Here is a 23,188-nt window from a genome sequence, read left to right as displayed (position 1 = left end):
AATTCTCTTTAAAAAATTCTATATCACTTATATAAGGGTATATTGATTGGAATTAGGTGTAATTTATTAATTTTCCGGTTAAATAATAGTTGAAAATACCTAACAAAAAAGCCAATACCTTATTTATCAAAGAATTAGCTACTTTATTACTTCGAAAAATTATAATTAAATTGAGCGAAAACCATGATCAAGGTAATTCAGATGTAATAATTAATTTTTGTTCATTATTTCTTTTCTCCATTTTTATTAAATAAATTCTAATATGAGTTGTAACAAGTTTACATTATTTCATCCCATATCAAATAATCATAAAAGCCGAAGCTTCCTTAGTGTAAGGATCTTCGGCTTTTTATCTTGAAATCTACTTAGGGTAAGTTTTCATCTTTTTGTCGATAAGGCACCCCAAAACGTATTATTTAACTGTAATTTTCAGAGGTATACTTTTCACACCTTGTTTATTTGTAACATAAACAGTTAAGATCGTACCTTGCTGTTGGTTACCCATAAATAAGAAAAAGTGACCTTTTGAATCTACGTGATCGGAAACTATTAAAGTTTTGCCTCGATAAACGGAGACTTTAGAAGAAAGCTCAGCTTTCCCACGGATATATTTTGTTGTTGTATAAACTTTATCTACAATTGGCTGTGCTGTTGTTTTAGATTGTTTAACAGTTACATTCTTAGCTTTACTGATGTTCCCAACTGAATCTTCTGCAGTTACTTTCAAGATTGTACCTACAGCTTGAAATGGAAGAGCTAGCTGGAATTTACCATCTTTATTAGAAAGCCCTTTTACAACCATTTTTGAACCGTTTTTAATTGCTATAGTTGAATTATGTGTTGCTTTCCCGGAAATGGTATGGCTGCTTGTTGTAACCGTTTCTACAGTAGGTGTTTCGATCTTTTTTGCTCCTGGTGTATGAATGGTAGATTCTACACCTTTAGATATATTCCCTGTGGTATCTTCAGTGATTAATTTCAGTCGATAATCTGTGTCTGGTTTTAAATTTTTAAATGAATATTCTTCACTATTTGTAGTGTCTACAAGTTGGCCATTAAGATAAACTTGTGTTTCATTGAAATCTTCATCAATTGGATTAATCCATGCTAAATTGAATGAATCTATTTTAAGGTTTTTTATTTTTAATTCATCGATATTAGCTGGAGGTGTTATATCTTCTAATGTCCGAAATGATTGTTGAACTCCATCTGAACTATCTCCGTTTTTATTGATGACTTTTAATATAACTTTGTATGCTCTATCAGAATCTAAATTCTTTAATGTATATGTCGAATGGGTCGTATATTTTATTGTTTTGTCATTGATAATGATCGCTACTTTGCTGAAAGAAGTATCAACCGGAAGCTTATAAGAGATTGTAGCATTATGATCTTTTATCTTAGAAATGGTAACGCTCTTCAACTCATTCGGTTTTGTCATAGAAAACTTAGGTAATTGCGCTAGCCCGTAACCGTATTTATCATCCTTACCTTTGGTACCTAAATCTAAAGCGCTCTCTCTCAGTTTTTGAATGAGTTCACTTGATGTACTATACGGATATCTTTCTTTTAAAATTGCGAGTAGTCCAGTTACATGAGGAGCAGCAAAAGATGTTCCTGACGCATGGAATAGCTCCCCTTTACTATTAATTGTAGGTACGTAATCACCAGGAGCTGTAAAGTCAATAGAAGTACCTGTGTTTGAAAAGCTACTACATATTTTGTCTTTTCCTATAGACGTAACAGCAATGACATTACTGTATCGTGCAGGATAAGTCGGCTTATTTGAATTCCCATCATTTCCTGCAGAGGCGACAATAATAATTCCTGCTTTAACAGCTTGATCTACTGCTTTTTTTAGTGAAGAATCATCCTCGTAAATACTAGACGAGATATTAATAAGATCCATTTTGTGTTTAATTGACCAGTTGATTGCTTCGATCACTTCTGCAATACGCCCATCCCTTGTACCATCAGCATATTTTAAAGAATAAATCAGAACATTAGGAGCAACGCCAATAACATCCGAAATTGTACTATCAAATGTTGCTCCGCCTATTTGTGCCCCAAGAACAGCTGCAACGCTTGTGCCGTGGCCTTCACCATAATTACCTCGATCCCATTCATCTGATTCATCGATGTTTTTTGTATTTGGGTTATCTTTAACAAATGATACTCGTTTCACTACATTTGTTAAATCAGGAATTTCATTTACTCCAGTATCGATTACCGCAACTTTAACACCTTTCCCTTGATAGCCGTTTTTCCAATAAGTTGGAGCTTTTACATAATCTAAATTCCAGTAAGATTTAAAAGCTGGAATTTGACCACCAGTATTCACCACCGATTCTGTTGATACTAGCATTTTCTTTGTACTTTTATTGATAAATTCGATATTTTTATTATTTATTAATTGGTCATATTGCTTTTTTGTGATAGAAGCTCTTACCATTTCTACTTTATTTAATACTTTTTCAACCTTTGTAACATTCTTTATTATATATCTTTTTCCAGCATCGTTTTTGTAGGAAATCATTACATCTGTGGTTACTTCAGTAGATTTTTTTGCATCTACATTTGGTGCTTGAAAGATAAAAAAGCAACTAGTAAAACATAAGACAGATATCAATTTTATCTTTAAATTCATAAAAAATTGCCAATTAATCAAGAAATCACTCTCCATTTCTATCTAAAAGAATAGATTAAACTTATACTAGTATAATAAAATAATGATTTATACTATATTATGCCCTAAAAAATAGAAATAAGACCGTTTAAATGTATTTCAACACAAAAAACAGTCTTTTTCTACTATTATTTTAATAGTTCATAAATTATTTATATAAGTAATAATTTTTCACCAATCTGCCTATCAAGTATGCTGAAGATCCTTATAATTAAAGAGATTTTAAGGTCCGTCCTCCCCGTTTTTGCTATCATTCTGGCAATAAAACCTAATAGTCTCTAAGTGAACATTTAGAAAGGGTGTCTATGGTCCTTGCCGAATAAAAGATTTAATGATTAAGCAGTTGTAGCTCCTGTAACAAATCCAGTAGTGGGACCAAAAGCAAAACCGGTAATTACAACAAAAGCCATTACTGGTTTATATGCTTAATACCACTCAATCATCGGCAGCAATTGCAGACATCAAAGCATTAATTTTTTCTGGTTAATTGTCATTACCATTAGTATTCCATAAACTTAAAACCATGAATGCTTTTTCACTTTTCAAATTCGATATTGATGTAAACGCTATAAAACCCCTACCAATCACTAATTTGATTAGTAGGGGTTTTATAAGTGACTCGCGACGACATCAGGCATTTAATTCTTCTCTCCCTTTTGAATGCTCCTTGAAAGCATTGAGTTGTTCTTCCGTCAAGTTGTTAATAAAAAAGTAAAAGTCTTTCGATTCTAATCCAAATTCTTCACAAGCGCTACAATATCTTTCATAACCTTCTCGATACATATCCAATTAAATCTCCTCCTGTTATATAACAAATTTATTTGTTGGTATTAATATATAACAGATATGAAATCCTGTCAACTGAATTATCAGAAAATAAAATAAAATTAATTGCAAAAAAGTGGAAATTTCTACTATAGTTAAAGTTAAAGGAAGTTTTAACTATCCGTGTAATCTAATCTTATTGGAGGTGATTTAAATCAGAAATTTAATAATTGGTGTTGTGTTGTTTTTATTATTTGTACTTATTCTACATTTTTCCGGAATTCAATATTTCGTACTATTTAGTGTAATACAATGGGCGACAAAGTTTATTCTCCCATGGATATTGTTATATTGGCTAGCAAGAATGGTAAAATCTTTAGAGAAGAGGGCTTAAAATAGCCTACTGATGCAACGTGTTGCAGAGAGAAATCACTTTACTAAGATTGGAATTGTTTATTATGGCGGTTCCCCTCGCATCGTATTTGAAAAATTAATCTAAAAGATAAAACCCAAGCTCCTATCATACAGAAGCTTGGGTTTTACTTTATATAATATGTTCAAAATCTTTAAATTTTCGATGTGTCAATAGACTAATAATAACATAACTAATTAGTGAGAATAAGATCGGTAATGTCACTGTATGCATTCCAAATACATTCGGCCAATACTGATTAATCAAAATATAACTTGTTAAGCCTACAATCATCGATGTAATTGCCCCGTATTTATTGCCTTTTTTCCAATATAGACCGAAAATAACAGGCCATACAAATACAGATTCTAAGCCACCAAATGAAAATAGGTTCAGCCACACGAGTAAATTGGGTGGTCTTAATGCAACGATGATAACTGCAATACCGATAACTGCAGTGACAATGAAACTAATTTTCTTAATTTCATTATCTGTTGCCTTAGGTTTGATAAAGTTTAAGTAAATGTCTTTTACAATTGTTGAGCTCACAAGCATTAACAATGCATTTACCGTTGACATGATAGCAGCCATTGGTGCAGCTAATACGATACCAGCTAAAAACGGAGGCAGTACTTTAAGTGTTAGCAGCGGCATAACTTTATCGCCAATTTCAATACCTGGTAACACAGGGTGTGCTAAAACCCCTGTTAAATGCATACCGAACATCACGGTACCAATTGCAATTGTCCCAATAATAATTGCTGTATGCATACTTTTAGAATTTTTATATGCCATAGCGCGTACTGCTATTTGTGGTAAACCAATTACACCAATCCCAATTAAAATCCAAAATGTAGATACATACAACGGTGTTAAGCTTCCATCTGCTCCAAAAGGTGAAACAAGTTTTGGATTTTCAGCTACTAGGTCGGACATAATATTTGAAATGCCACCACCAGCTATAATTGTACCTATTAGCAAGATGATACTACCTAATAACATGACAGAACCTTGCACAGCGTCTGTCAAAGCTACTGCTCGGAAGCCACCGATAATAACATAAACAAGTACAACAGTCGCAAAGATAAATAGTGCAGTAGAATAATGTAATCCTGTCAATGACTCGATTAATCGTGCGCCACCAATCCATTGTGCTGCCATTGATGAAAACAAAAAGATAATAATACTAATTGCAGAAACGATAACAACCACATTACTATGATAGCGTTCTCTTAAAAAGTCGATCAATGTAATCGCTTTATATTTTCGTGCAATAATTGCAAATTTCTTACCTAATACCATCAAAACAAAATACCCAGCAGGTAATTGCGCCATTGATAATAGCACCCACCCTAGACCGGTATTATACGCAACCCCTGGGCCACCAATAAAACTAGAGGCACTTCCATATGTGGCCATCATTGTCATCGCAAGTAAGAAGCCGCCCATCTCTCTTCCACCAAGGAAATATTCTTGTAAGAAAGAATCAGACTGCATAACATGCTTATTCGCCCAAAATCCAATTAAAAAGATGATAACAAGAAAAATAACAAGTGGAATAATAACTTGCCAATTCATCATCGATCTTCACCATCCTCTTCTTCATCAAACGGTACATCCTTAAAGAAGAATTTGATGACAACATAGATTAATACAATCATAAAAATTGTTCCAGCTATACAGCTATAAAAGAACCATGCTGGAAAGCCGAAAACATATGTATACTCTTTCGGATCCCCTGAGCCAAGCCCATATGCAAACCCAAACCAGATTGCAAAGTTGATAATAACTAATGCAACACCTATTAACGCTTCGCGATGAGCTGTTTTAAAACGCTTATCTTTCATATTTACTCCCCTTCAATCAATTCGAATACTTTACTATTTTACTTTTTTGATAAAGAAAAGGAAAGTGTCAATAATTAGGTATAATCTTAAAAGTATTTAGTTTACATAATAAAATTATTTAACAACAAAATAGTTTTACATTTATTACCTAATTAAATCGATTTAATAATTTAAAGATTTAATATAATACGCGAACATAAAATGGGGCCATTATTATAAGCCATCCCTATTGGAACATTGTCTAAGAAGCGTAAGATGGCGACTCCTGCGGGAAAGCGAGACAAGGTGAGACCCCCGCAGTGAAGCGCGGTACGGGCTTCCGAGGAGGCTCAACGCTCGCCCGCGGAAAGCGCCATCTGGAGCGGCTTACTAAGTAAATACTAGAAATGAAATATTATCTGAATTATTGAGTTGATTATTTAGAATATATTTGTATTTTATAACTAGAAAAGAATTATGAAATTGATTCAATTAATTGAAATATTATACAATATTAATTAGAACAATAAGAAGTTAGAGGAGTGATAATTATTAGTTCTTTAAAAGAAGTAGTATATAAAATGAAATTACAAGTTGAGTCTTATGAAATACCACAAAACTCATATGGATCTGAAGTATTTTTGCTACATTTAAAAAATGGAGAAAATGCCTATTTGAAAATCCCTTATAACAAAGACAAGTTATGGCGTGAACATGATATGTTGACACTACTTCAGGGTAATGTGCCTGTTCCTAAAATACTAGACTTTTTACCAAGTGAAGCTGATTTCAATGGTGCCCTACTGTTATCTGAACTACCAGGAAAACCTACAACAGGAAAAATAGATTATACATTAGCTTTTGAAATCGGAAAATATCATGCGCTAATGCATTCTCACACTTCACAACATTATGGTTACAGAACTGAGGAAGGTTTTCAAAAACTTAAAAATAATGATTGGCGTAGCTATATAATAGAAAAATTTTTTATTGCTCTGGAAAAATCACAACCGTTTCTTAAAATAAAACAAAGTGATTTGGCTTATCAGCGATTCAATCAATTGTTCAAAAGTTTGCCGTCCCCTGATGGCCCTTGTGTTGTACATTTTGATTTCAGATTAGCCAATCTAATTATTGCAGATCGTCACATAAGTGGCATCATTGATTTTGAAACATCCAAATTTGCCTCAACAGAAATTGATTTTGTCAAAATGCAGCAAGAAGTATGGAATGTATTTCCTTCAACAAAAGAAGGCTACATAGCAGGTTATGAAAGCATTCGCCCAATTATTGAATTGGAAATGGTGCAACCATTTTATACACTCTATAACGCTATGGCCTCAATTGGTTGGTGCGTTGATAGAGGAATAGAAAAACATCAAGATTTTTATAAAGAGAATATAGTTATATTAAATTCTTTTGAATCAATTACCCAAAAGCTTTAAACATTATATTCTTTAGAATATCTAATACATTAAGTTAACATAATATAATTATTTAAAGTTAATTGAAATTACAAAAACATTTAAACATTCAGGTAAATCCAAAATAAAGAGCCCGTCTTCTCATCAATTTAAAAGAGAGAAAATGGGCTTTTCGGTTTCATCTATTAAACTTTTTATACAATAGATTGAAACCACTCATTAAGACTTTTGCTATGTAATTATTTTCCTCAAGGAATTGGTAAATCGCCATCATTTCTAGTTTATTTAACTCACGAATACGATTGAAAATAGGAATATCTGCAACATCCTTAAGATTTATGCTATCAGTTACAACATCACTTACTTTGCCAGTTAGCCATGTTTGGACGTCTATGCCTTCAACGATTTCGTTTCGCCCTTCATCATTGATGCCACTTGCATAACAACTAACACATGGTACCGATAATTTATACACGCCATCCATGACTGGACAGGTAAGAGCTTTTTTCTTCGGTAAACAAGGAGAACTTCGGGAGCGAAGCATAAATGCAAGAAGCCGGTGCTTTAAACATAATTTAGTCACCATATCAAAATAAGAAAATTGTACGTTTGGATACAATTTAAACACAAATAAACCAGTTCCTTGTTTGTAAGGAACCGGTTTGTAGTTTAATTCAACCTATATGTTGGTTTATATTAACGATTTAGTCTGTAGAGCATTTGGGAACGAACGTAATCTATAGGTTTATTTACAGGTATCTCTAAAAAATATTCCAGCTGCCATCTTTGAGTTTTTTGAGCCTGGCTACTCGTTGGCTTGTCCCAAGGTGGATAAACGCGAATTGCTCGTTTACCACTTTTATTCTTATTGGATACTATACCCTGATTACACAGAACAGCTTTTGGAAATACAAATTGCCCAAAGTTTTTCCCGTCTCGAGTACTAATAATAAACAAATCGACTGGATCTGATATGTCATATGGCTGGATTGGTCTATCCCCAATTCTCTCCCACAAAGTCACAAATTGCCCGCCCTTTGTAGGAGTAATTTTTGCGACACGAAATCTAATGGAGAGAGCGTTTAATTTAAATACATTGGCCCCATATTCAGCGTTTTGTAGTTCTAAACGTGGTTGAGAACACTCGAATCTACATGGGCTATAGACAAGATCTTTAGTGGCAAGAAGATCACTGTGAATTGTGACAGAGGAATGCCAGGGATTTTGACCGCAAAGATCAGCATCTGAAAAGTCTCGATTTTTCTCATTCATCTTTTCAAATCCCCCATTTTAAATAGTAAGCTTACTATTCATTATTCAACCGACAGAAATATCTTTATACCCCCATCTTTAGAGTGAAATTGAAAATCAGTTTTATATGCTCTTTTTATATTACTTTTCCAGATATCCATCCAAGCATTAAAAACTCCTTGTGGATCAGTATTATCTACTTCTACAACATGATAGTTGCCTGCTGGAATGATGACACTACTTTCATCAATTAATTTCTCTTCAGTACCAATATGTAAATCATAATCACCTGTATAATCACTTTCATAATTATTATACACAGCATATACATCACCATTTAAATTCAAATGAAGTATCTCATCCCATAGACTGAATAGTGCGTCTGTATTTTGATTATTTGTTCTTATTCTTTTTCCATAAATATGTTTTTCAGTAACTGCTACATTCATTGTTAATTCCCCCTACTAGTTGATATAGAAAGTGTAGCATTCATAATATGACAACAGTATGTCAGCTTTTATAAATACATTTAATTTCATTCATATATTCATTTTTAAGCCATAGTGGAGATAGTATCTTTACATGCCTACCAAACATCAATAAAAATGGTAGTAAATTTTTATTGATGTTATAATTAAAGACTACTTTTAAACTCCCATCTTCAAGTACGAATATTTCATCCTCAGTAAAGAAATCGTATAATTTCCCAAGTTCACTTTTAGAAAACAGTAATATTATTTCCTCCACTTTAGCTGACTTATTAGTCAAATAATCATTTTCTTCCATATAGACAGTTTTAGTATTGTCATATATTACTTCCATATTTCTTATCCTAGTCAATTTAAATAGTCTCATAGCTTTTCTGGATTCACAAAAGGCTTCTAAATACCAACTACCATTCATAAAATTTAATTTTAAAGGTTGAATAATTCGACTAGATACATTCGCTGTTTGTGAAACATAAGAAATACAAATTTTATTTTCCTCATCAATTATAGAGAGTATTTTTTTTATCTTCACTTTTGTTTCATCTTCTATAATTTCTCTATGCAAGGTAGATGATCTCATCGTAATGTTAGAATGATAGTCTTCTTTATTTTCTTTCAATAGTTCTATTTTTCTTTGTAAAATTGACAGCTGATTCGTATCAAATAATTCATTTTTTAATGTTAAACCTTCTAATAAAAATTTCTTTTCCTCTTCATTAAATGTAAATTTATCTAGTTGATAGTTATCAATTAAAGTAAATCCACCATTCTTTCCTAAATATGAAATAATAGGGATACCCATTGACGACAAAGCATCCATATCTCTATAAATTGTTCTTGTACTTACTTCAAATTCATTGGCCAATTCTTCAGCAGACACTATATTTTTCTTCAATAAGTAGATAAGTATTGAAAACATTCGAGCGGTTTTCATATTTTTTCATCCTCCTATATTCGTTAATTATCAAAAAAATTTATTAAACGCTGATAAATAGGCTTGTTCTTTTAATAAGAACAAGCCTATTTTGTGCTCATTTATCTAGCCTTATCGTAGCTCTGAAAAACTCATAGAAAGTATTTAGCAAATCATTTTAATTCATGTTTAGTTTACATAATAAAATTATTTTAAATCTAAATATTAAACGGATTATTTTCGATTACGCGTTGGATTTCTTTATCTTCTACATGCGTATAAATTTGCGTTGTGGATACATTAGAATGACCAAGTATTTGTTGAAGGCTTCGAATATCAGCTCCACTTTTATACATCATAGTTGCTGATGTGTGTCTAAGTTTATGTGGAGATAATTTCTTTTTATCTAAACCAGATGTATGATTGATTTGCTTGACGATTTTAGCTACTCGCTGTCTTGTTAACCGAGTTCCTTTTTGAGAAAGGAATAATGCTTGGTTATTCGTAGAATCCTTGATATGAGGCCTTTCATTATCCAAATACACTTTTAAAGTAGCAATACAAGCATCATTTAGATAAACGGTTCTTTCTTTATCCCCTTTACCTCTTACAGTCATAAAACGTTCTTGAATAGAATCTAAATTCAAGTTACACAGTTCACTAACGCGAATACCTAGATTTAAGAAAAAGGTCATCATGCAGTAATCCCGATCATGATGCGTTTTTGATTGAATGCCAGTCATAAAAGTCTTTGCTTCATCAAAGCTCAAATAAATAGGTTGTCTTTTACTTACTTTTGGTGTTTCGAGATCTTCTGCAGGGTTTTCTTCTATTAAATGTCGTTTTGATTTTAAGTATTTAAAAAAGGATTTTAAAGTTGCGACTTTTCGAGCTCTTGTATAGGCGGAGTTGTTTCTTCGTTCCTCACAATACTCCAAAAACAAATACATATCTTCTAATGAAATTTCTCTGAAAAAGTTTTGATTAACTTCATGAATATCAATCGTATCTATATGTTCAAAATCTAAATCTTGTTGAACGGCAATGCTGAATTTGAAAAAAAGTGTTAAATCATAATCGTACTCATCTCTTGTACGTTTTGATTTCCCTTTGATTGCTGTTAAATAAATAAGAAAATCACGTAAAATTTTTGGTTTTTGTTGATTCATCGTATATCCACCTCAATTACTATTATTTTAGCATAAAAAAGGTTCCCAAATATACATTTGGGAACCTTTTTAGAAATAATACTTAGTTCCAAACAAAAAAGGATCAAATTCTAATTATAAGAATCCAACCCCCTTTTTATTTCTAATTTTTGTAATTTGAATTTCACGTTTTAATGAATGACTATATTGCAAGTCGCTTAAAATATCGTTATTTAGCGAATTCTAAAAATAACAGAAAATATCGATGTTATCGAGTGATTATCGTGTGCAGAAGAGAGAATAATAAAGAGCTATAAGGATTGTTCATTTTCCACTTGAATCATTATTTTCGTTACGTAATTATCTTCACCATTTACTGAAATTTCATCAAATATAAACTCCTCATATGAATAATCTTTCATTTTCAAATTTTGTTGCTCCATGAATTCAAAAATTCGCATGTATGATGATGCTATTATTTCATCATCCCCTTTATGAAATCCAATTACATATTTTCCAGCAGGCTGCACAATCGTAGAAGGACTAAAATAATCTTGTGGCATCATTGTATAAAGATAACTATAATTACCAAATTGTTTTTTTATCATTTCTTCTTTTGAAAGAATGGCACCAATTGGATGTCCAGTATATAACTCATTTCTGTTACACAAATCGATGAAATCTGAAACTGTATTTAAATATTCCTTGTCTGAAACATCCAATATATTATTGCTTATGAGCAGAACACTTTGTTCTAAGTCTTCCACTGTAATTCCTTCAATATCAATATTCATTGCGCTCTGAATCTTTTCCATTTTTGTTTTGACTATTGTCTTTGTATGATTCAATTTCTTAATTTTATTTTCAATTTGTGTTAATTGATTTTGCAATAATTGAACAGCTTCTTCAGGCGTTTTATTACTTAAAAAGTTACGGATCTCTTTTAAAGGCATATTCAGATCCTTCATTAATTCGATTACAATGAAAACTTCATATTGCTGATAAGAATAGTATCGATAACCATTTTCTTTTTTGATTTCAGGTTGAAGTAACCCAATCTCGTCATAATGAAATAAGGTTTGTTTCTTTACGTGACAAATTTTGGCGAATTCACCCGTTGTGAAGAATTTATGCATTGGCTGTGTCATTTTTACACCTCAAAATTATTTTAAATTATTAGCAGTATCTTTGTTGACTATATGGTAACCGTATACTATAGAATTTAGTTATAACTTAAATTGTATGTTAAAGAAAGGTTGTGTTGCTCCGAAAAGGAGAATATTATGAGTGAAACCACATTAAAATTACAGGAAACTCCAATTCACAAATTATTTTTATCTTATTTATTTCCATCTTTATTAGGTATGGTCTTAATGGCTGTCAATATTTTGGTGGACGGAATATTTGTAAGCAACGGTGTTGGAGCTTTAGCACTTGCTGGTGTTAATATTGCAGTACCGATTTTCTCCATTTTACTTTCCATATCTTTATGGATTGGAATTGGTGGTGCTACATTATATTCAATCGAAATGGGAAAAAACAATGTTGACAAAGCAAGATCAATCTTTACGCAGAGTGTTATGATGACAGTTTCAATTGTTAGTATTTTGGTTGTACTATGTTTATGGAAGCAAGAACAGATTGCTTATTTGTTTGGTGCAAGTCCAAAAGTCCTTCCATATGTAGAAGATTATTTACATGTCATCTTACTTTTTGGTCTTGTTTATGTATTAGAAAATATCTTAAGTATTTTTGTGCGAAATGATGGGAATCCGAAATTAGCCATGATAGCATTAATCACTACTTCAGTACTAAATATTATCCTTAATTATATATTCATTTTTAAAATGAATATGGGTGTGAAAGGTGCTGCATATGCAACTGCTTTATCAACAGTTGTAGGATTACTTGTACTTCTCTATCATTTAATTAACAAAAAGAGTAATTTGAAATTTACTCACTTACATTTTAACATGGCTACCTGTTCGGAAATACTTAAAATAGGTTCTCCTAGTTTTATAACTGAAGGATCAACAGCAATTGTTGTTATAGGTTATAATATTGCATTTAGTCACTTTGTTGGTGAAATTGGTGTCTCTTCGTATGCAATTGTAAACTATTTACATGCGGTTTTCATTATGATTTTCATTGGTGTGGGTGCAGCCATTCAACCGATTGTGAGCTTTAACTTTGGTGCACGTTTAAAAGAACGAATTAAACAGGTATTAAATTTAGGGATTAAAACTGGGATGATTTTTGGTGTATTAATTTTATTAATAGGTTGGTTTTTTGCAGATCAATTAATCGTATTATTTGGTATAACGGAACCAGATGTAATAGAATACACCAAAGACGGTATTTACTTATTCTTTATTGGATATCTATTTATGAGTTTTAATTTAATTCATGCAGAATTTTATCAAGCAGTTAAAAAAATAAAGTTATCCATGATTATAATTGTCATGAGAAGTTTAGTGATTTTTTTACCTTTACTTTATATTTTACCTTCGATGTTCAATAGTAAAAGTATTTGGCTAGCATTCCCAATTGCAGAAGGATTGACTGCATTAGGTATTACCATTTTCAAATGGTCAACCAATACAATACGCTCAACTAATTCATCAGCAATTGAAGAAAAACAATCTGCAATACAATAGATTTCTTCTCGATTAAACATTAAATTGCTTTTTAACTTTATTTGTAATACAATTTACTTATTAATACAAACAAAGAATATCAAATATTGTAATAAACCTCAATAAATCCGCCATCCTTTTATATTAGGATGGCGGATTTATTTGCTTTAAGGAGAAAATTTTATACTTAAAATAGAAAAAATAATTATTTTTATAAAAAAAATGTTGCTATTTTTGTCAAATTTGAATATTATTATTTCAAGGGATGGAAGCACTTCCAAAACCGAAAATAGAAAAAAAGGGGGATTTAGTATGAGTCAAGACCTATCAAATGCATTAGAAAAAGATCATGCATTGGGACAAGGACATGCTAAAAATAAGTCTGTAAAAGGATCTAAAAAAGATTATACTGCAGAAGAGTATGTATCGATTTCAGAAAGTTCTGAATTTAAAACTTTGGTAAAGAAGAAAAATGGATTTATAGTACCTATTTCAATTATGTTTTTAGCTCTTTATATTTTACTTCCTATTTTAACTTCCTTTACAACAGTTTTAGATGGAAAAGCAATTGGGGATATTACATGGGTATGGATTTATTCTTTAGGTCTATTCATCATGACATGGGTTTTATGTATGACTTATGTTAAAAAAGCAGCTTCATTTGATGGAGATGCAAATAAAATTATTGAAAAGGCTAAGGATGGTGGATATAAATGAGCACAGTTGGAATCATATTCTTCCTAGCAATCGTAGGTTTAACCTTAGTTGTAACTTATATTGCTTCTAAACGAACTAATTCTGCAAGTGAATTTTACACTGCAGGTGGCGGATTAACAGGTTGGCAAAATGGTATTGCCATTGCAGGTGACTATCTATCAGCAGCATCATTCTTAGGTATTGCTGGTGCAATTGCTCTATTTGGATTTGATGGTTTCTTCTATAGTATTGGTTATTTAGTTGCTTACTTAGTAGTTTTATATATTGTGGCTGAACCATTACGAAATCTTGGTCGTTATACTTTAGCAGATATGATTACTGCACGTTTTGATCAGAAAAAAGTTCGTGGTACAGCAGCTGTTAGTACGATTGTAATTGTATTGTTCTATATGATTGCACAGTTAGTTGGTGCAGGCGCACTTATTCAATTATTATTAGGTATTGATTATTGGGTAGCAGTTTTACTTGTTGGTATCATGATGACAATCTATGTTCTTTGGGGTGGTATGGCAGCAACAAGTTGGGTACAAATTATTAAAGCTGTGTTATTAATGATTGGTACCGTTATTATCTCATTCCTTGTATTAATGAAATTTAATTTTAATATTTTAGAAATGTTCTCATCAGTTAAATCAGCAACACCTCATGGAGAAGCATACTTAAACGCTGGGGTAAAATATTCAAATGGTGTTGATACTTTATCAATGATGATCGCATTAGTTTTGGGTACTGCAGGTCTACCTCATATCTTAATGCGTTTCTTCACAGTAAAAGATGCAAAAACAGCACGTAGTTCAGTAGTTACTGCAACTTGGATTGTAGGTATCTTCTATATCTTAACTATTTTCTTAGGTTTCGGTGCTGCTAAATTTGTTGGAGCTGAGAAAATTGTTGCTGCAAACCCTGCTGGTAACATGGCTGCTCCCCTACTAGCTGAAGCTTTAGGTGGCGACTTACTAATGTCATTTGTTTGTGCGGTAGCATTCGCAACAATTCTTGCGGTAGTAGCAGGTTTAGTATTATCAGGTGCATCTGCCTTCGCTCATGATATTTATGGACAAATCATTAAAAAAGGTAATGTTACTGAAAAACAACAAATGAAAGCTGCCCGCTTTGCATCAATCGGTGTTGCAGTATTCTCTATCATTCTTGCTTTAGGTGCTCAAACTTTAAACGTAGCGTTCTTAGTATCACTTGCATTCTGTATCGCTGCAAGTGCTAACTTACCAGTTATCATTTACACAATCTACTACAAAAAGTTCAATACAACTGGTGCAGTAGCTGCTATGGTAACAGGTTTGGTTTCTGCTTTAGTTCTTGTATCATTAAGTCCTAACATTTGGAATCCAGATGGTGCTGCAATTCTTACAGGTACACCATTATTCCCTCTTACAAATCCTGCGATTGTTTCTGTACCACTTGGTTTCTTAGCAGGCTTTATTGGTTCACTTGTTGGTCAAAAATCTGATGCTAAAAAATATGCTGAAGTTGAAGTTAAAGCAAATACTGGTTTAAAAACAAACTTATAATAATTTGCTTTTCGATAAAAATAAAGAAGTAGCTGGATGAGAGAGTATTTTTCCTTCCAGCTACTTTTTTAATTGTAAAGATATATAGAATCAATTTCATCATGCAAACATTATATAAAATATAAAAAAATTTCAGGATATCCGATTTTGTTCATTGCTTCGCTTTCGACGGCGAGTCCTCGAAAATGCATTCGTATTTCATTTGTGTGATGTTAATTTAGTATGGTTCATTCATAATCCTACAATAAGCCTCAATCTGAAAGACGCACAAATAGTATTAATCTAGTTTCTGCATGATGTGGAATTAGCTTCGCTTTCCGCGGGCGAGCGTTGAGCCTCCTGGGGCAACAGGATGTTGGTCACGGAGTCGTTGCCACAGGACGTGGCGTTCTTAGACTCCGTTCCTTAATTTCACTGCGGGGTCTCACCTGTCTCGCTTTCCCGCAGGAGTCTTCGCTAATTCCACATCAACAAAGATAGCTATACAAGTTTTTATAAATAAAAGGCCCTAACATATTATGATGATATGTTAGGGCGTTTATGTTTTACGCTATTTGATTTAGGCATTGATTACGGATATTATCCATGTTATTTAAAGTAGGTACAAAATTAATTATTAGTAGGTAATGTCTTATTTTAAAGGATGTGTGCCTTATTTCTGTATAGAAAAATTAAATGTGTTTCTTAATATTCCAATCCCTTTTTATAATATTCTTCCATAACTTCTTTAGGGACCATACTGCCACCTGTAGCCCACATGATGTGTGTGGCATTTTTCATTTTTCCCACTAAATGATGTTGCTTTATATATTCTTGTCCTGTTTTTTCTTTAAGTAATTGGATTGGCCCATAGACACTCGCAAGTGCAGATGGCTCAAGGCGAATATTTTCTGAATCAATCATCGCACTTAGCAGTTTATACATTTGATCATCACTTACCGTATAACAGCCACTTAAAAACGGCTCGATTGTTTGACCAACAAATCCAGATGCTCTTCCCACAGCAAGTCCGTCTGCCGCAGTTAGGTTATCTATACCAATGTCCTGAACAGAAACTTTATCATGTAATCCTGTTACTAAGCCAAGTAACATGCATGGTGAATGGGTCGGTTCCGCAAAGAAACAGTGTACATTATCTTGATAAGTTAATTTTAAACCGAACGCCACTCCACCTGGACCTCCTCCTACTCCACAAGGCAGGTAAACAAATAATGGATGGTCTTCGTCAACAGTTATGTTCATATCCATTAGTTGGTTTTGTAACCGTGAAGCTGCCACTGCATAGCCTAAAAATAAGTCGCTAGAATTTTCATCATCAATGAAGTAGCAGTTTGGCTGACTATTGGCGTGCTTTCGCCCTTCTTCCACTGCCTGACTATAATCTTCTTTATATTCAATCACGGTTACTCCTTTACTTCTAAGGAGATCTTTTTTCCATTTCTTCGCATCTGCTGACATATGAACTGTTACGCTAAAGCCCATTTTTGCACTCATTATTCCAATGCTAAGTCCTAAATTACCGGTCGATCCCACTGAAATAGAGTACTGTGATAAGAAGTTTCTGTATTCCTCATTATCAATGATAGAATAATCATCTTTCATCGTGAGCATTTTTTTTTCTAGAAGTAATTTTTCTGCATGTTTTAGAACTTCATAAATACCTCCTCTTGCTTTAATAGAGCCTGAAATAGGAAGGTGGCTGTCGCATTTTAGTAAAAATCCCCCTGGTATTTGAAGATCATAAACTCGTTCTAAATGTTGCTTCATAGATGGAATTTTAACGATTGGAGATTCAATAATTCCATTAGACTTACTTGTTTCTGGAAAAACTTTAGCAATGTAAGGAGCAAATCGTTTTAATCTCTCCTCTGCCTCTTTTACATCTATTTCATTCAGCTTTGTTTTCCTTATCTCAAATTGAAACAACTCATATTTAGGGTTTGGCCAAAATATTTCCTTAGTTGCAATTAATTCATGCAGTAAAGGGTACTCTTTTTTCAAATCTTTTACTGTTTTTCCTTCTATCTCAAATGCACTCATCGCTTTTCTCCTTTTAAATTGAAATCCGACGTGTCCTAATGTCTTTTAATGTCCAGAGGTTAATTTAACACCAATTGCTCCGATTAATATGCAAATGATTAAAGCAATTCGTTTTCTATCTCTAGATTCTTGAAAGAAAACCATCCCAAATAGTACACTCCCAACAGAGCCGATGGCTGTCCAAATTGCGTACGCTGGTCCGATGGGGAGTGTTTTTAATGAAAGTGAAAGAAAATAAAAACTTAAGCTTCCAAAACAAAGACAGGCTATTGAAGGGAACCATTTTGTAAATCCATTAGCTTTCTTTAGGCTTATGACACTACCTATCTCAGCTAAGCCGGCGATAAGAAGAAAAATCCAAGACATCCTCCTATTCACCTACCTTGGTACATTTCTTTTGTGTCTTGACACCTTCTGACCTTCTGGAATCATTTTCAATCCAATGATTCCAATAATCATTAACATAATAAAAAGTACTTTTAACACATTGATGGGCTCTCCCCAAAAAATGACGCCAATTGCGATAGTTCCGATTGTACCTAAACCCGTAAAAATGGCATATCCTGTTCCAATTGGTATGGAATGCAATGCTTTTGATAATAAGAAAAAACTAAAAATAATGATTCCCACCGTTAAAATACTTGGTATTAGTACTGTAAACCCTTGTGAATATTTTAGGCCTACAACCCATACTATTTCTAAAAATCCTGCAATGATCAAATAAATCCATGCCATCTGATGGATCTCCTTTTGTTGCTTCATTATTAATTGTTTACGATTCTTTAATACGGAATATTCACTTAACCTTTTTAAAAATTCAAAAAATACAAACCAAATTGACTTTTTATCGCCTGCACTTTTTTTCAAAATCACATTTGTCACGCATATAAAGATATTAAGCTACAATATTAGCAGATTATTTTTGTAATACGATATTTTCAAGGTAAAGGTAAATAGCGTGAGCTACACCATTTTTATCATTTGTTAGTGTGGTTGCGGTGCAAATTTCTTTTATCTCATCCTTTGCATTGCCCATTGCAATACTGTAGCCAACTTTCTTAAACATGGATAAATCATTGTTGCTATCACCAATTGCCATTGAACGATTAAGGGAACGGTTCAATAAAGTAGCTAATTTTTCAAGCGCAATTCCTTTTGTTGCGTTATTATTTGTTATTTCAATATTATGATCAGCTGATGAAACGACCATTAAATTATCAATACTTTGGATGTGTTCTTGTGCTTCTATCAATTTCTTTTGATCAAAGGAACATGCCAATATATTATAAAAGTTTTCATCTTTTTTTAAGATATCTTGGTAGTTTTCAACTAAAACATACCCAAACTGATCAAATTGCCTTTCAGCTACATCAACAATCTCTTTCATTTCTTTATCCAAAATGCTGTTTTTTAGGATTTGAATTTCATTATGAAAATGGTCTCTATGTTTTTTTAGAGCATAAATAGCTTTATCTGTAAAAACTTCATAGTAATATTCACGTTCATCTAGCCACTGGAGAATAGAAAGGACTTTGTTTTTATCTATTGTAGTAACATCAATCCGCTTGTCATCGTTTGAATGAATGGTTGCACCATTTGTTCCAATTACATAGGTTGATAGTCCGGCCTTTTTGCAAATATTTTTCACATCAAAATACGCTCGACCTGTCGATATGACCACTTCTATTCCATTCTCTTGTGCATGCTTGATGGCACTTAAATTTTCTTTGCTAATTTCATTCTGATGGTTTAATAGTGTTCCATCTAAATCGATTGCAATTAAACTCATATTGTTTGACTCCTCCTATGCTTTTATCCATTCGGTTTCGTAAGCCTTTAAGTCATCTTTCCAAGTATTTGGATATATTTGATCGCAGACAATCATGTCAACTTTATCTAATGGGCAAACTTTATTGAAGGTATCCACACCTAATTTAGAATGATCAGCTAATAGAATGATTTGTTTTGACACTTCGACCATGATACGAGAAACGAACGATTCGTTTAAATGATAATTGCTAACTCCATTCTGGATCGATACACCACCGGCTGAAATGAACGCCTTATCAATATTGAATTGGTTTAACATTTGCTCGGTTAGATGCCCACTTACAGACTGCTGTTTCGGGTCAATTTGTCCCCCCAGCAGTAATATCTCTCCTGTAAATTTGTTTTGATTGAGAGATTCCGTTAATACAGTAGAGACAGGAATAGAATTTGTCAGAATGGTCAAGTTCTTTCGGTTTTGAATAAATTGAACAAATTCAAGCGTAGTAGTACCAACATCAATCGCAATAACATCACCATCAGAAATTAGTTCTACTGCCTTTTGCCCTATTTTTATTTTTTCTGCTTGATTAACGGTAGTTCGTTGTGAAAATGGAGGTTCTCCGGAATGAAAGATGGTTGCAATCGCTCCACCATAAACCTTCTTTAGGGACCCCTTCTCCTCAAGAAGCGTCAAATCGCGCCGAATGGATTCCTCAGAAATACTAAATTGTTTTGCTAATTCAGCGACTTTTACTTTTCCATTTCTTTTAAGTAAATTTAAAATTTCATTCTTTCTTTCCTCTGGTAAAATAGACATAATATCTCCTAAATAATTATAAGTTATAAAGCGATACAATCTTTTTTTGGTATAAGAATCTGAACAGATGTGCCTTTGTCCAGCATTCCACCCTGATGGTGAAGTGAATCCACATGGAAAATAGAACCACCCACTTCCACCTCATATCTTAACACATTCCCTGTCATGGAAATATCTTTAATCATTCCTTTGGCTTTCCAGTTTTCTGATTGTACAGGGAGACCGCGATCAGCAGGTACCAATTGTAAAACTTCTGGACGAATTGCTACATCCTGGCCCTTCAATTCGGTGCTGCAAACAAGTTGATTAAAATCATTTATATTCATAACATTATAGTTTCCGATAAATCTTGCAACAAATGTATTGACCGGAGATACATAAATATCTGAAGGTGCACCAGATTGAACAATGTTTCCTTTATTCATAATAAATATTTTATCAGACATCGTCATCGCTTCTTCTTGATCATGAGTAACAAAGACTGTTGTAATATTCAATTCTCTTTGTATTCGTCTTAATTCCTTTTGTAAGTTTTTTCTTATTTTTGCATCTAACGCGCTTAATGGTTCGTCCAAAAGTAACACTTTCGGTTCCATCACAAGTGCACGTGCTAGTGCAACCCTCTGCTGTTGCCCGCCAGATAATTGATGAGGATAAGAACCTTCCTTACCTGTTAAATCAACCATTTCAATCATGTTTTGCACTTTTGATTTTATATTTTTCTCTTTTTTCATTTTAAGACCGAATGCGATGTTATCAAAAACAGTCATATTTGGGAAAAGAGCATAAGACTGAAACACCATACCAACCTCACGCTGGCGTGATGATAAGTTTGTAATATTCTTTTGATCGACCAAGATATTTCCTACATCCACTTCTTCAAGTCCTGCTATTGAACGTAATAATGTACTTTTCCCACATCCACTTTGCCCGAGAAGGGTAGCAAATTCGCCTTTTTGTAATGTTAAGGAAATATCATTTAAAACCACCTGATTATCATATTTTTTGGTCACGTGATCAATAGTTACATATGTCATAAGTTATCTCCTTCTAAGAAGTTATTTTTTTAGAATATTGCTGTTTAAGCTTCATTTCTTTTTTAGTAGAAATAGCTTTTTTTGGATCTTTAAACGTAATTTTTAAAATTATCCATGTTAAAATCATAATAACTAAATAATATGTTATGACAATTGCACTTGAAAGATGGCCACTGCTAATCATTTGGTTAGAAAGATAAATTTGCAGAGTTTCAAACTGCCCTCCAACGAGTAGCTTAGCAAAAGAAAACTCACCAAATAAAAGAGCAACGGATAACAGAGTAGAAACTAAAATACCAGATAAAATATTGGGTAACACTACTGATCGAAAGGCTTGAAATTTTGTTGCCCCCAGTAATTCAGCAGCGTCAACAAGTTCTACTGCATTTATGGTTCGAAGACTATTACTAATCCCCTGAAACATGAATGGTAAAATCGTTACAAAATAAGCACCAATCAAAATCCACGGTGTACCGGAAATTTGAATCGGTCCATTGGAATATAATTTAATTAACCCAACAGCTCCAACAATCGAAGGAATTCCATAAGGAAGCATGGCTAGGGTTTGAAGCAATCCTTCCAATTTAGGTAAATAGATATTTATTATAAAAATGGTAGGTATCATGATTAACATACTGAGTCCCACTGTCATAACAATCAGAAACAGCGTTCGTAGAAAGGCAGCAAAATATCGTGGATCTTGAAATAATTCAATATACCATTTCATTGTCCAAGACTCAGGTAAAATGGTATGATCCCAAGTACCAGCTATGGAAAATAAAAATGTACCTAGAAGTGGTATTAACAAATAAATCATTAATAACCCTACTGCAGATTTATGAAATTTCATAGAAGACTTCATCGTAAATCTCTCCTAACTCTACGCATCATTCGCTGATTAAACCACATTGCTACGATCATAGTTGATGCTAATAGAACTCCCAGGGCACTACCTAGATGTGGATTTAATGTAACTTCGCTAGAAACAAGATTCGCTATTTGTAATGATAATAGATTATAGTTGCTTCCGACTAAGGCATAGGCAGTTGCATAAGCCCCCATGGCATTCGCAAACAAAATACTGAATATACCAACAATACTAGGTAACAAGACTGGTAGTCCGATATGCATCCAAAACTTCAGTTTAGAAGCTCCTAATAACGCAGCAGCTTCATTCCATTGGTGTTTAATCCCTTGAAAGGAAGGATAAAGAAGCATAATTGCCAATGGAATTTGAAAGTAAACGTAAACGAGAATTAATCCAGTCCACGAATATAAATTAAAGTGGGCAAAAACATCCATTCCCAGCTTGGCGAAGAGTAAAGTGAAAAGCCCGTTGTTTCCGAGTAAAATGATGTATGAAAATGAAAGTGGAATTCCTTCAAAATTAGAAGTCATATTGGCAATCATGAGTAGCCGGTTTTGTGCTTTCTTTGAGAATTTTGTAAAGGAATAGGCCAAAACAACTGCCACAATGATAGAAGTTATGGCGGAAAATAATGAAATCAGAACACTGTTTTGAATTCCTTGCAAGTAAAATTTACTTTTGAATATAGTTGTATATTGATCCAATGAAATTTTGATTCCATCGTTTGCATAGAAGCTATCTTTCACCATGGAAATTAACGGTCCAATTTCAAAGCCAATGACCAGAATGAAAAATGGTAGTAAAAGAGCTAATAAAAACAACTTTTGTTTCTTTATTTTGAGCAAGATTTTTCTCTCCTCT

General features: G+C 33.0%; 21 protein-coding genes and 1 pseudogene. 4 read left to right on the top strand and 18 right to left on the bottom strand.

Annotation, left to right across the window (positions count from 1 at the left end; all coding sequences use genetic code 11):
* Nucleotides 1-412: 412 nt before the first annotated feature.
* The 4 genes from Q8X41_RS02095 to Q8X41_RS02080 form a co-directional block, all read right to left on the bottom strand.
* On the bottom strand, nucleotides 413-2,668 hold the full coding sequence (locus Q8X41_RS02095; RefSeq protein ID WP_397538611.1) for a S8 family serine peptidase: 2,256 nt from the start codon (nucleotides 2,666-2,668) through the stop codon (nucleotides 413-415).
* A gap of 648 nt (nucleotides 2,669-3,316) precedes the next feature.
* A complete protein-coding gene (locus Q8X41_RS02090) occupies nucleotides 3,317-3,469 on the bottom strand; it encodes a transcriptional regulator (RefSeq protein ID WP_397540182.1) in 153 nt (50 codons plus the stop codon).
* Nucleotides 3,470-3,995: 526 nt separating this feature from the next.
* The gene (panF, locus tag Q8X41_RS02085; RefSeq protein ID WP_397540181.1) at nucleotides 3,996-5,441 is read right to left on the bottom strand and encodes a sodium/pantothenate symporter; all 1,446 of its coding nucleotides are present in this window, start codon (nucleotides 5,439-5,441) and stop codon (nucleotides 3,996-3,998) included.
* Complete coding sequence (locus Q8X41_RS02080; RefSeq protein WP_397538610.1) at nucleotides 5,441-5,710, bottom strand: YhdT family protein; 270 nt, start codon at nucleotides 5,708-5,710, stop codon at nucleotides 5,441-5,443. The genes panF and Q8X41_RS02080 overlap by 1 nt, the downstream gene beginning before the upstream one ends.
* A 560-nt stretch (nucleotides 5,711-6,270) precedes the next feature.
* Between Q8X41_RS02080 and Q8X41_RS02075 the strand changes: the two genes are divergently transcribed.
* On the top strand, nucleotides 6,271-7,134 hold the full coding sequence (locus Q8X41_RS02075) for an aminoglycoside phosphotransferase family protein (protein WP_397538609.1): 864 nt from the start codon (nucleotides 6,271-6,273) through the stop codon (nucleotides 7,132-7,134).
* Nucleotides 7,135-7,351: 217 nt separating this feature from the next.
* On the opposite strand, the pseudogene Q8X41_RS02070 reads toward Q8X41_RS02075, so the two are convergent.
* From Q8X41_RS02070 to Q8X41_RS02045, 6 genes and pseudogenes are all read right to left on the bottom strand, one after another.
* Nucleotides 7,352-7,645 (bottom strand): annotated as a pseudogene (locus tag Q8X41_RS02070) (ABC transporter); the annotation flags it as partial.
* Between the two features lie 164 nt (nucleotides 7,646-7,809).
* Complete coding sequence (locus Q8X41_RS02065) at nucleotides 7,810-8,385, bottom strand: MepB family protein (RefSeq protein WP_397538608.1); 576 nt, start codon at nucleotides 8,383-8,385, stop codon at nucleotides 7,810-7,812.
* Nucleotides 8,386-8,426: 41 nt separating this feature from the next.
* Nucleotides 8,427-8,813 (bottom strand): GyrI-like domain-containing protein, encoded by a 387-nt coding sequence (locus Q8X41_RS02060; protein WP_397538607.1) that lies wholly within the window; start codon nucleotides 8,811-8,813, stop codon nucleotides 8,427-8,429.
* Nucleotides 8,814-8,874: 61 nt separating this feature from the next.
* Entirely contained in the window at nucleotides 8,875-9,786 is a 912-nt protein-coding gene (locus Q8X41_RS02055) for a helix-turn-helix transcriptional regulator (RefSeq protein ID WP_397538606.1), read from the bottom strand.
* Nucleotides 9,787-9,983: 197 nt separating this feature from the next.
* The gene (locus Q8X41_RS02050) at nucleotides 9,984-10,934 is read right to left on the bottom strand and encodes a tyrosine recombinase XerC (RefSeq protein WP_397538605.1); all 951 of its coding nucleotides are present in this window, start codon (nucleotides 10,932-10,934) and stop codon (nucleotides 9,984-9,986) included.
* A 290-nt stretch (nucleotides 10,935-11,224) separates the two neighbouring features.
* Complete coding sequence (locus tag Q8X41_RS02045; RefSeq protein WP_397538604.1) at nucleotides 11,225-12,061, bottom strand: MerR family transcriptional regulator; 837 nt, start codon at nucleotides 12,059-12,061, stop codon at nucleotides 11,225-11,227.
* Between the two features lie 135 nt (nucleotides 12,062-12,196).
* Between Q8X41_RS02045 and Q8X41_RS02040 the strand changes: the two genes are divergently transcribed.
* The 3 genes from Q8X41_RS02040 to Q8X41_RS02030 all read left to right on the top strand — a co-directional run bounded on the left by Q8X41_RS02040 (nucleotide 12,197) and on the right by Q8X41_RS02030 (nucleotide 15,795).
* Nucleotides 12,197-13,570 (top strand): MATE family efflux transporter, encoded by a 1,374-nt coding sequence (locus Q8X41_RS02040; RefSeq protein ID WP_397538603.1) that lies wholly within the window; start codon nucleotides 12,197-12,199, stop codon nucleotides 13,568-13,570.
* Nucleotides 13,571-13,861: 291 nt separating this feature from the next.
* Nucleotides 13,862-14,266 (top strand): DUF485 domain-containing protein, encoded by a 405-nt coding sequence (locus Q8X41_RS02035; RefSeq protein ID WP_397538602.1) that lies wholly within the window; start codon nucleotides 13,862-13,864, stop codon nucleotides 14,264-14,266.
* Complete coding sequence (locus Q8X41_RS02030) at nucleotides 14,263-15,795, top strand: cation acetate symporter (RefSeq protein ID WP_397538601.1); 1,533 nt, start codon at nucleotides 14,263-14,265, stop codon at nucleotides 15,793-15,795. The genes Q8X41_RS02035 and Q8X41_RS02030 overlap by 4 nt, the downstream gene beginning before the upstream one ends.
* A gap of 684 nt (nucleotides 15,796-16,479) precedes the next feature.
* Here Q8X41_RS02030 and Q8X41_RS02025 read toward each other — a convergent pair.
* The 8 genes from Q8X41_RS02025 to Q8X41_RS01990 all read right to left on the bottom strand — a co-directional run bounded on the left by Q8X41_RS02025 (nucleotide 16,480) and on the right by Q8X41_RS01990 (nucleotide 23,172).
* Nucleotides 16,480-17,835 (bottom strand): D-serine ammonia-lyase, encoded by a 1,356-nt coding sequence (locus tag Q8X41_RS02025; RefSeq protein WP_397538600.1) that lies wholly within the window; start codon nucleotides 17,833-17,835, stop codon nucleotides 16,480-16,482.
* A gap of 45 nt (nucleotides 17,836-17,880) precedes the next feature.
* On the bottom strand, nucleotides 17,881-18,201 hold the full coding sequence (locus Q8X41_RS02020; RefSeq protein WP_397538599.1) for a DMT family transporter: 321 nt from the start codon (nucleotides 18,199-18,201) through the stop codon (nucleotides 17,881-17,883).
* Between the two features lie 12 nt (nucleotides 18,202-18,213).
* Nucleotides 18,214-18,570: a DMT family transporter gene (locus Q8X41_RS02015; protein ID WP_397538598.1), complete on the bottom strand. Its 357-nt coding sequence runs from the start codon at nucleotides 18,568-18,570 to the stop codon at nucleotides 18,214-18,216.
* 181 nt (nucleotides 18,571-18,751) lie between these two features.
* Nucleotides 18,752-19,624 (bottom strand): Cof-type HAD-IIB family hydrolase, encoded by an 873-nt coding sequence (locus tag Q8X41_RS02010; protein WP_397538597.1) that lies wholly within the window; start codon nucleotides 19,622-19,624, stop codon nucleotides 18,752-18,754.
* Nucleotides 19,625-19,639: 15 nt separating this feature from the next.
* Nucleotides 19,640-20,422: a DeoR/GlpR family DNA-binding transcription regulator gene (locus Q8X41_RS02005; RefSeq protein ID WP_397538596.1), complete on the bottom strand. Its 783-nt coding sequence runs from the start codon at nucleotides 20,420-20,422 to the stop codon at nucleotides 19,640-19,642.
* A 23-nt stretch (nucleotides 20,423-20,445) separates the two neighbouring features.
* Entirely contained in the window at nucleotides 20,446-21,459 is a 1,014-nt protein-coding gene (locus Q8X41_RS02000) for an ABC transporter ATP-binding protein (RefSeq protein ID WP_397538595.1), read from the bottom strand.
* Between the two features lie 13 nt (nucleotides 21,460-21,472).
* Nucleotides 21,473-22,321: an ABC transporter permease gene (locus Q8X41_RS01995; protein WP_397538594.1), complete on the bottom strand. Its 849-nt coding sequence runs from the start codon at nucleotides 22,319-22,321 to the stop codon at nucleotides 21,473-21,475.
* Nucleotides 22,318-23,172 (bottom strand): ABC transporter permease, encoded by an 855-nt coding sequence (locus tag Q8X41_RS01990; protein ID WP_397538593.1) that lies wholly within the window; start codon nucleotides 23,170-23,172, stop codon nucleotides 22,318-22,320. The genes Q8X41_RS01995 and Q8X41_RS01990 overlap by 4 nt, the downstream gene beginning before the upstream one ends.
* Between the last annotated feature and the right edge of the window lie 16 nt (nucleotides 23,173-23,188).

Origin of the sequence: Rummeliibacillus pycnus (assembly GCF_044359855.1) — a bacterium.
Lineage (GTDB): Bacteria > Bacillota > Bacilli > Bacillales_A > Planococcaceae > Rummeliibacillus > Rummeliibacillus pycnus_A.
This window is presented reverse-complemented; position numbering and strand designations above follow the sequence as displayed.

Bases quoted from the DNA above. Each gene is read 5' to 3' on its own strand.
- Q8X41_RS02090 (WP_397540182.1), bottom strand. From the start codon at position 3,469: ATGTATCGAGAAGGTTATGAAAGATATTGTAGCGCTTGTGAAGAATTT.
- panF (WP_397540181.1), bottom strand. From the start codon at position 5,441: ATGAATTGGCAAGTTATTATTCCACTTGTTATTTTTCTTGTTATCATC.
- Q8X41_RS02080 (WP_397538610.1), bottom strand. From the start codon at position 5,710: ATGAAAGATAAGCGTTTTAAAACAGCTCATCGCGAAGCGTTAATAGGT.
- Q8X41_RS02075 (WP_397538609.1), top strand. From the start codon at position 6,271: ATGAAATTACAAGTTGAGTCTTATGAAATACCACAAAACTCATATGGA.
- Q8X41_RS02065 (WP_397538608.1), bottom strand. From the start codon at position 8,385: ATGAATGAGAAAAATCGAGACTTTTCAGATGCTGATCTTTGCGGTCAA.
- Q8X41_RS02060 (WP_397538607.1), bottom strand. From the start codon at position 8,813: ATGAATGTAGCAGTTACTGAAAAACATATTTATGGAAAAAGAATAAGA.
- Q8X41_RS02055 (WP_397538606.1), bottom strand. From the start codon at position 9,786: ATGAAAACCGCTCGAATGTTTTCAATACTTATCTACTTATTGAAGAAA.
- Q8X41_RS02050 (WP_397538605.1), bottom strand. From the start codon at position 10,934: ATGAATCAACAAAAACCAAAAATTTTACGTGATTTTCTTATTTATTTA.
- Q8X41_RS02045 (WP_397538604.1), bottom strand. From the start codon at position 12,061: ATGACACAGCCAATGCATAAATTCTTCACAACGGGTGAATTCGCCAAA.
- Q8X41_RS02040 (WP_397538603.1), top strand. From the start codon at position 12,197: ATGAGTGAAACCACATTAAAATTACAGGAAACTCCAATTCACAAATTA.
- Q8X41_RS02035 (WP_397538602.1), top strand. From the start codon at position 13,862: ATGAGTCAAGACCTATCAAATGCATTAGAAAAAGATCATGCATTGGGA.
- Q8X41_RS02030 (WP_397538601.1), top strand. From the start codon at position 14,263: ATGAGCACAGTTGGAATCATATTCTTCCTAGCAATCGTAGGTTTAACC.
- Q8X41_RS02025 (WP_397538600.1), bottom strand. From the start codon at position 17,835: ATGAGTGCATTTGAGATAGAAGGAAAAACAGTAAAAGATTTGAAAAAA.
- Q8X41_RS02020 (WP_397538599.1), bottom strand. From the start codon at position 18,201: ATGTCTTGGATTTTTCTTCTTATCGCCGGCTTAGCTGAGATAGGTAGT.
- Q8X41_RS02015 (WP_397538598.1), bottom strand. From the start codon at position 18,570: ATGGCATGGATTTATTTGATCATTGCAGGATTTTTAGAAATAGTATGG.
- Q8X41_RS02010 (WP_397538597.1), bottom strand. From the start codon at position 19,624: ATGAGTTTAATTGCAATCGATTTAGATGGAACACTATTAAACCATCAG.
- Q8X41_RS02005 (WP_397538596.1), bottom strand. From the start codon at position 20,422: ATGTCTATTTTACCAGAGGAAAGAAAGAATGAAATTTTAAATTTACTT.
- Q8X41_RS02000 (WP_397538595.1), bottom strand. From the start codon at position 21,459: ATGACATATGTAACTATTGATCACGTGACCAAAAAATATGATAATCAG.
- Q8X41_RS01995 (WP_397538594.1), bottom strand. From the start codon at position 22,321: ATGAAGTCTTCTATGAAATTTCATAAATCTGCAGTAGGGTTATTAATG.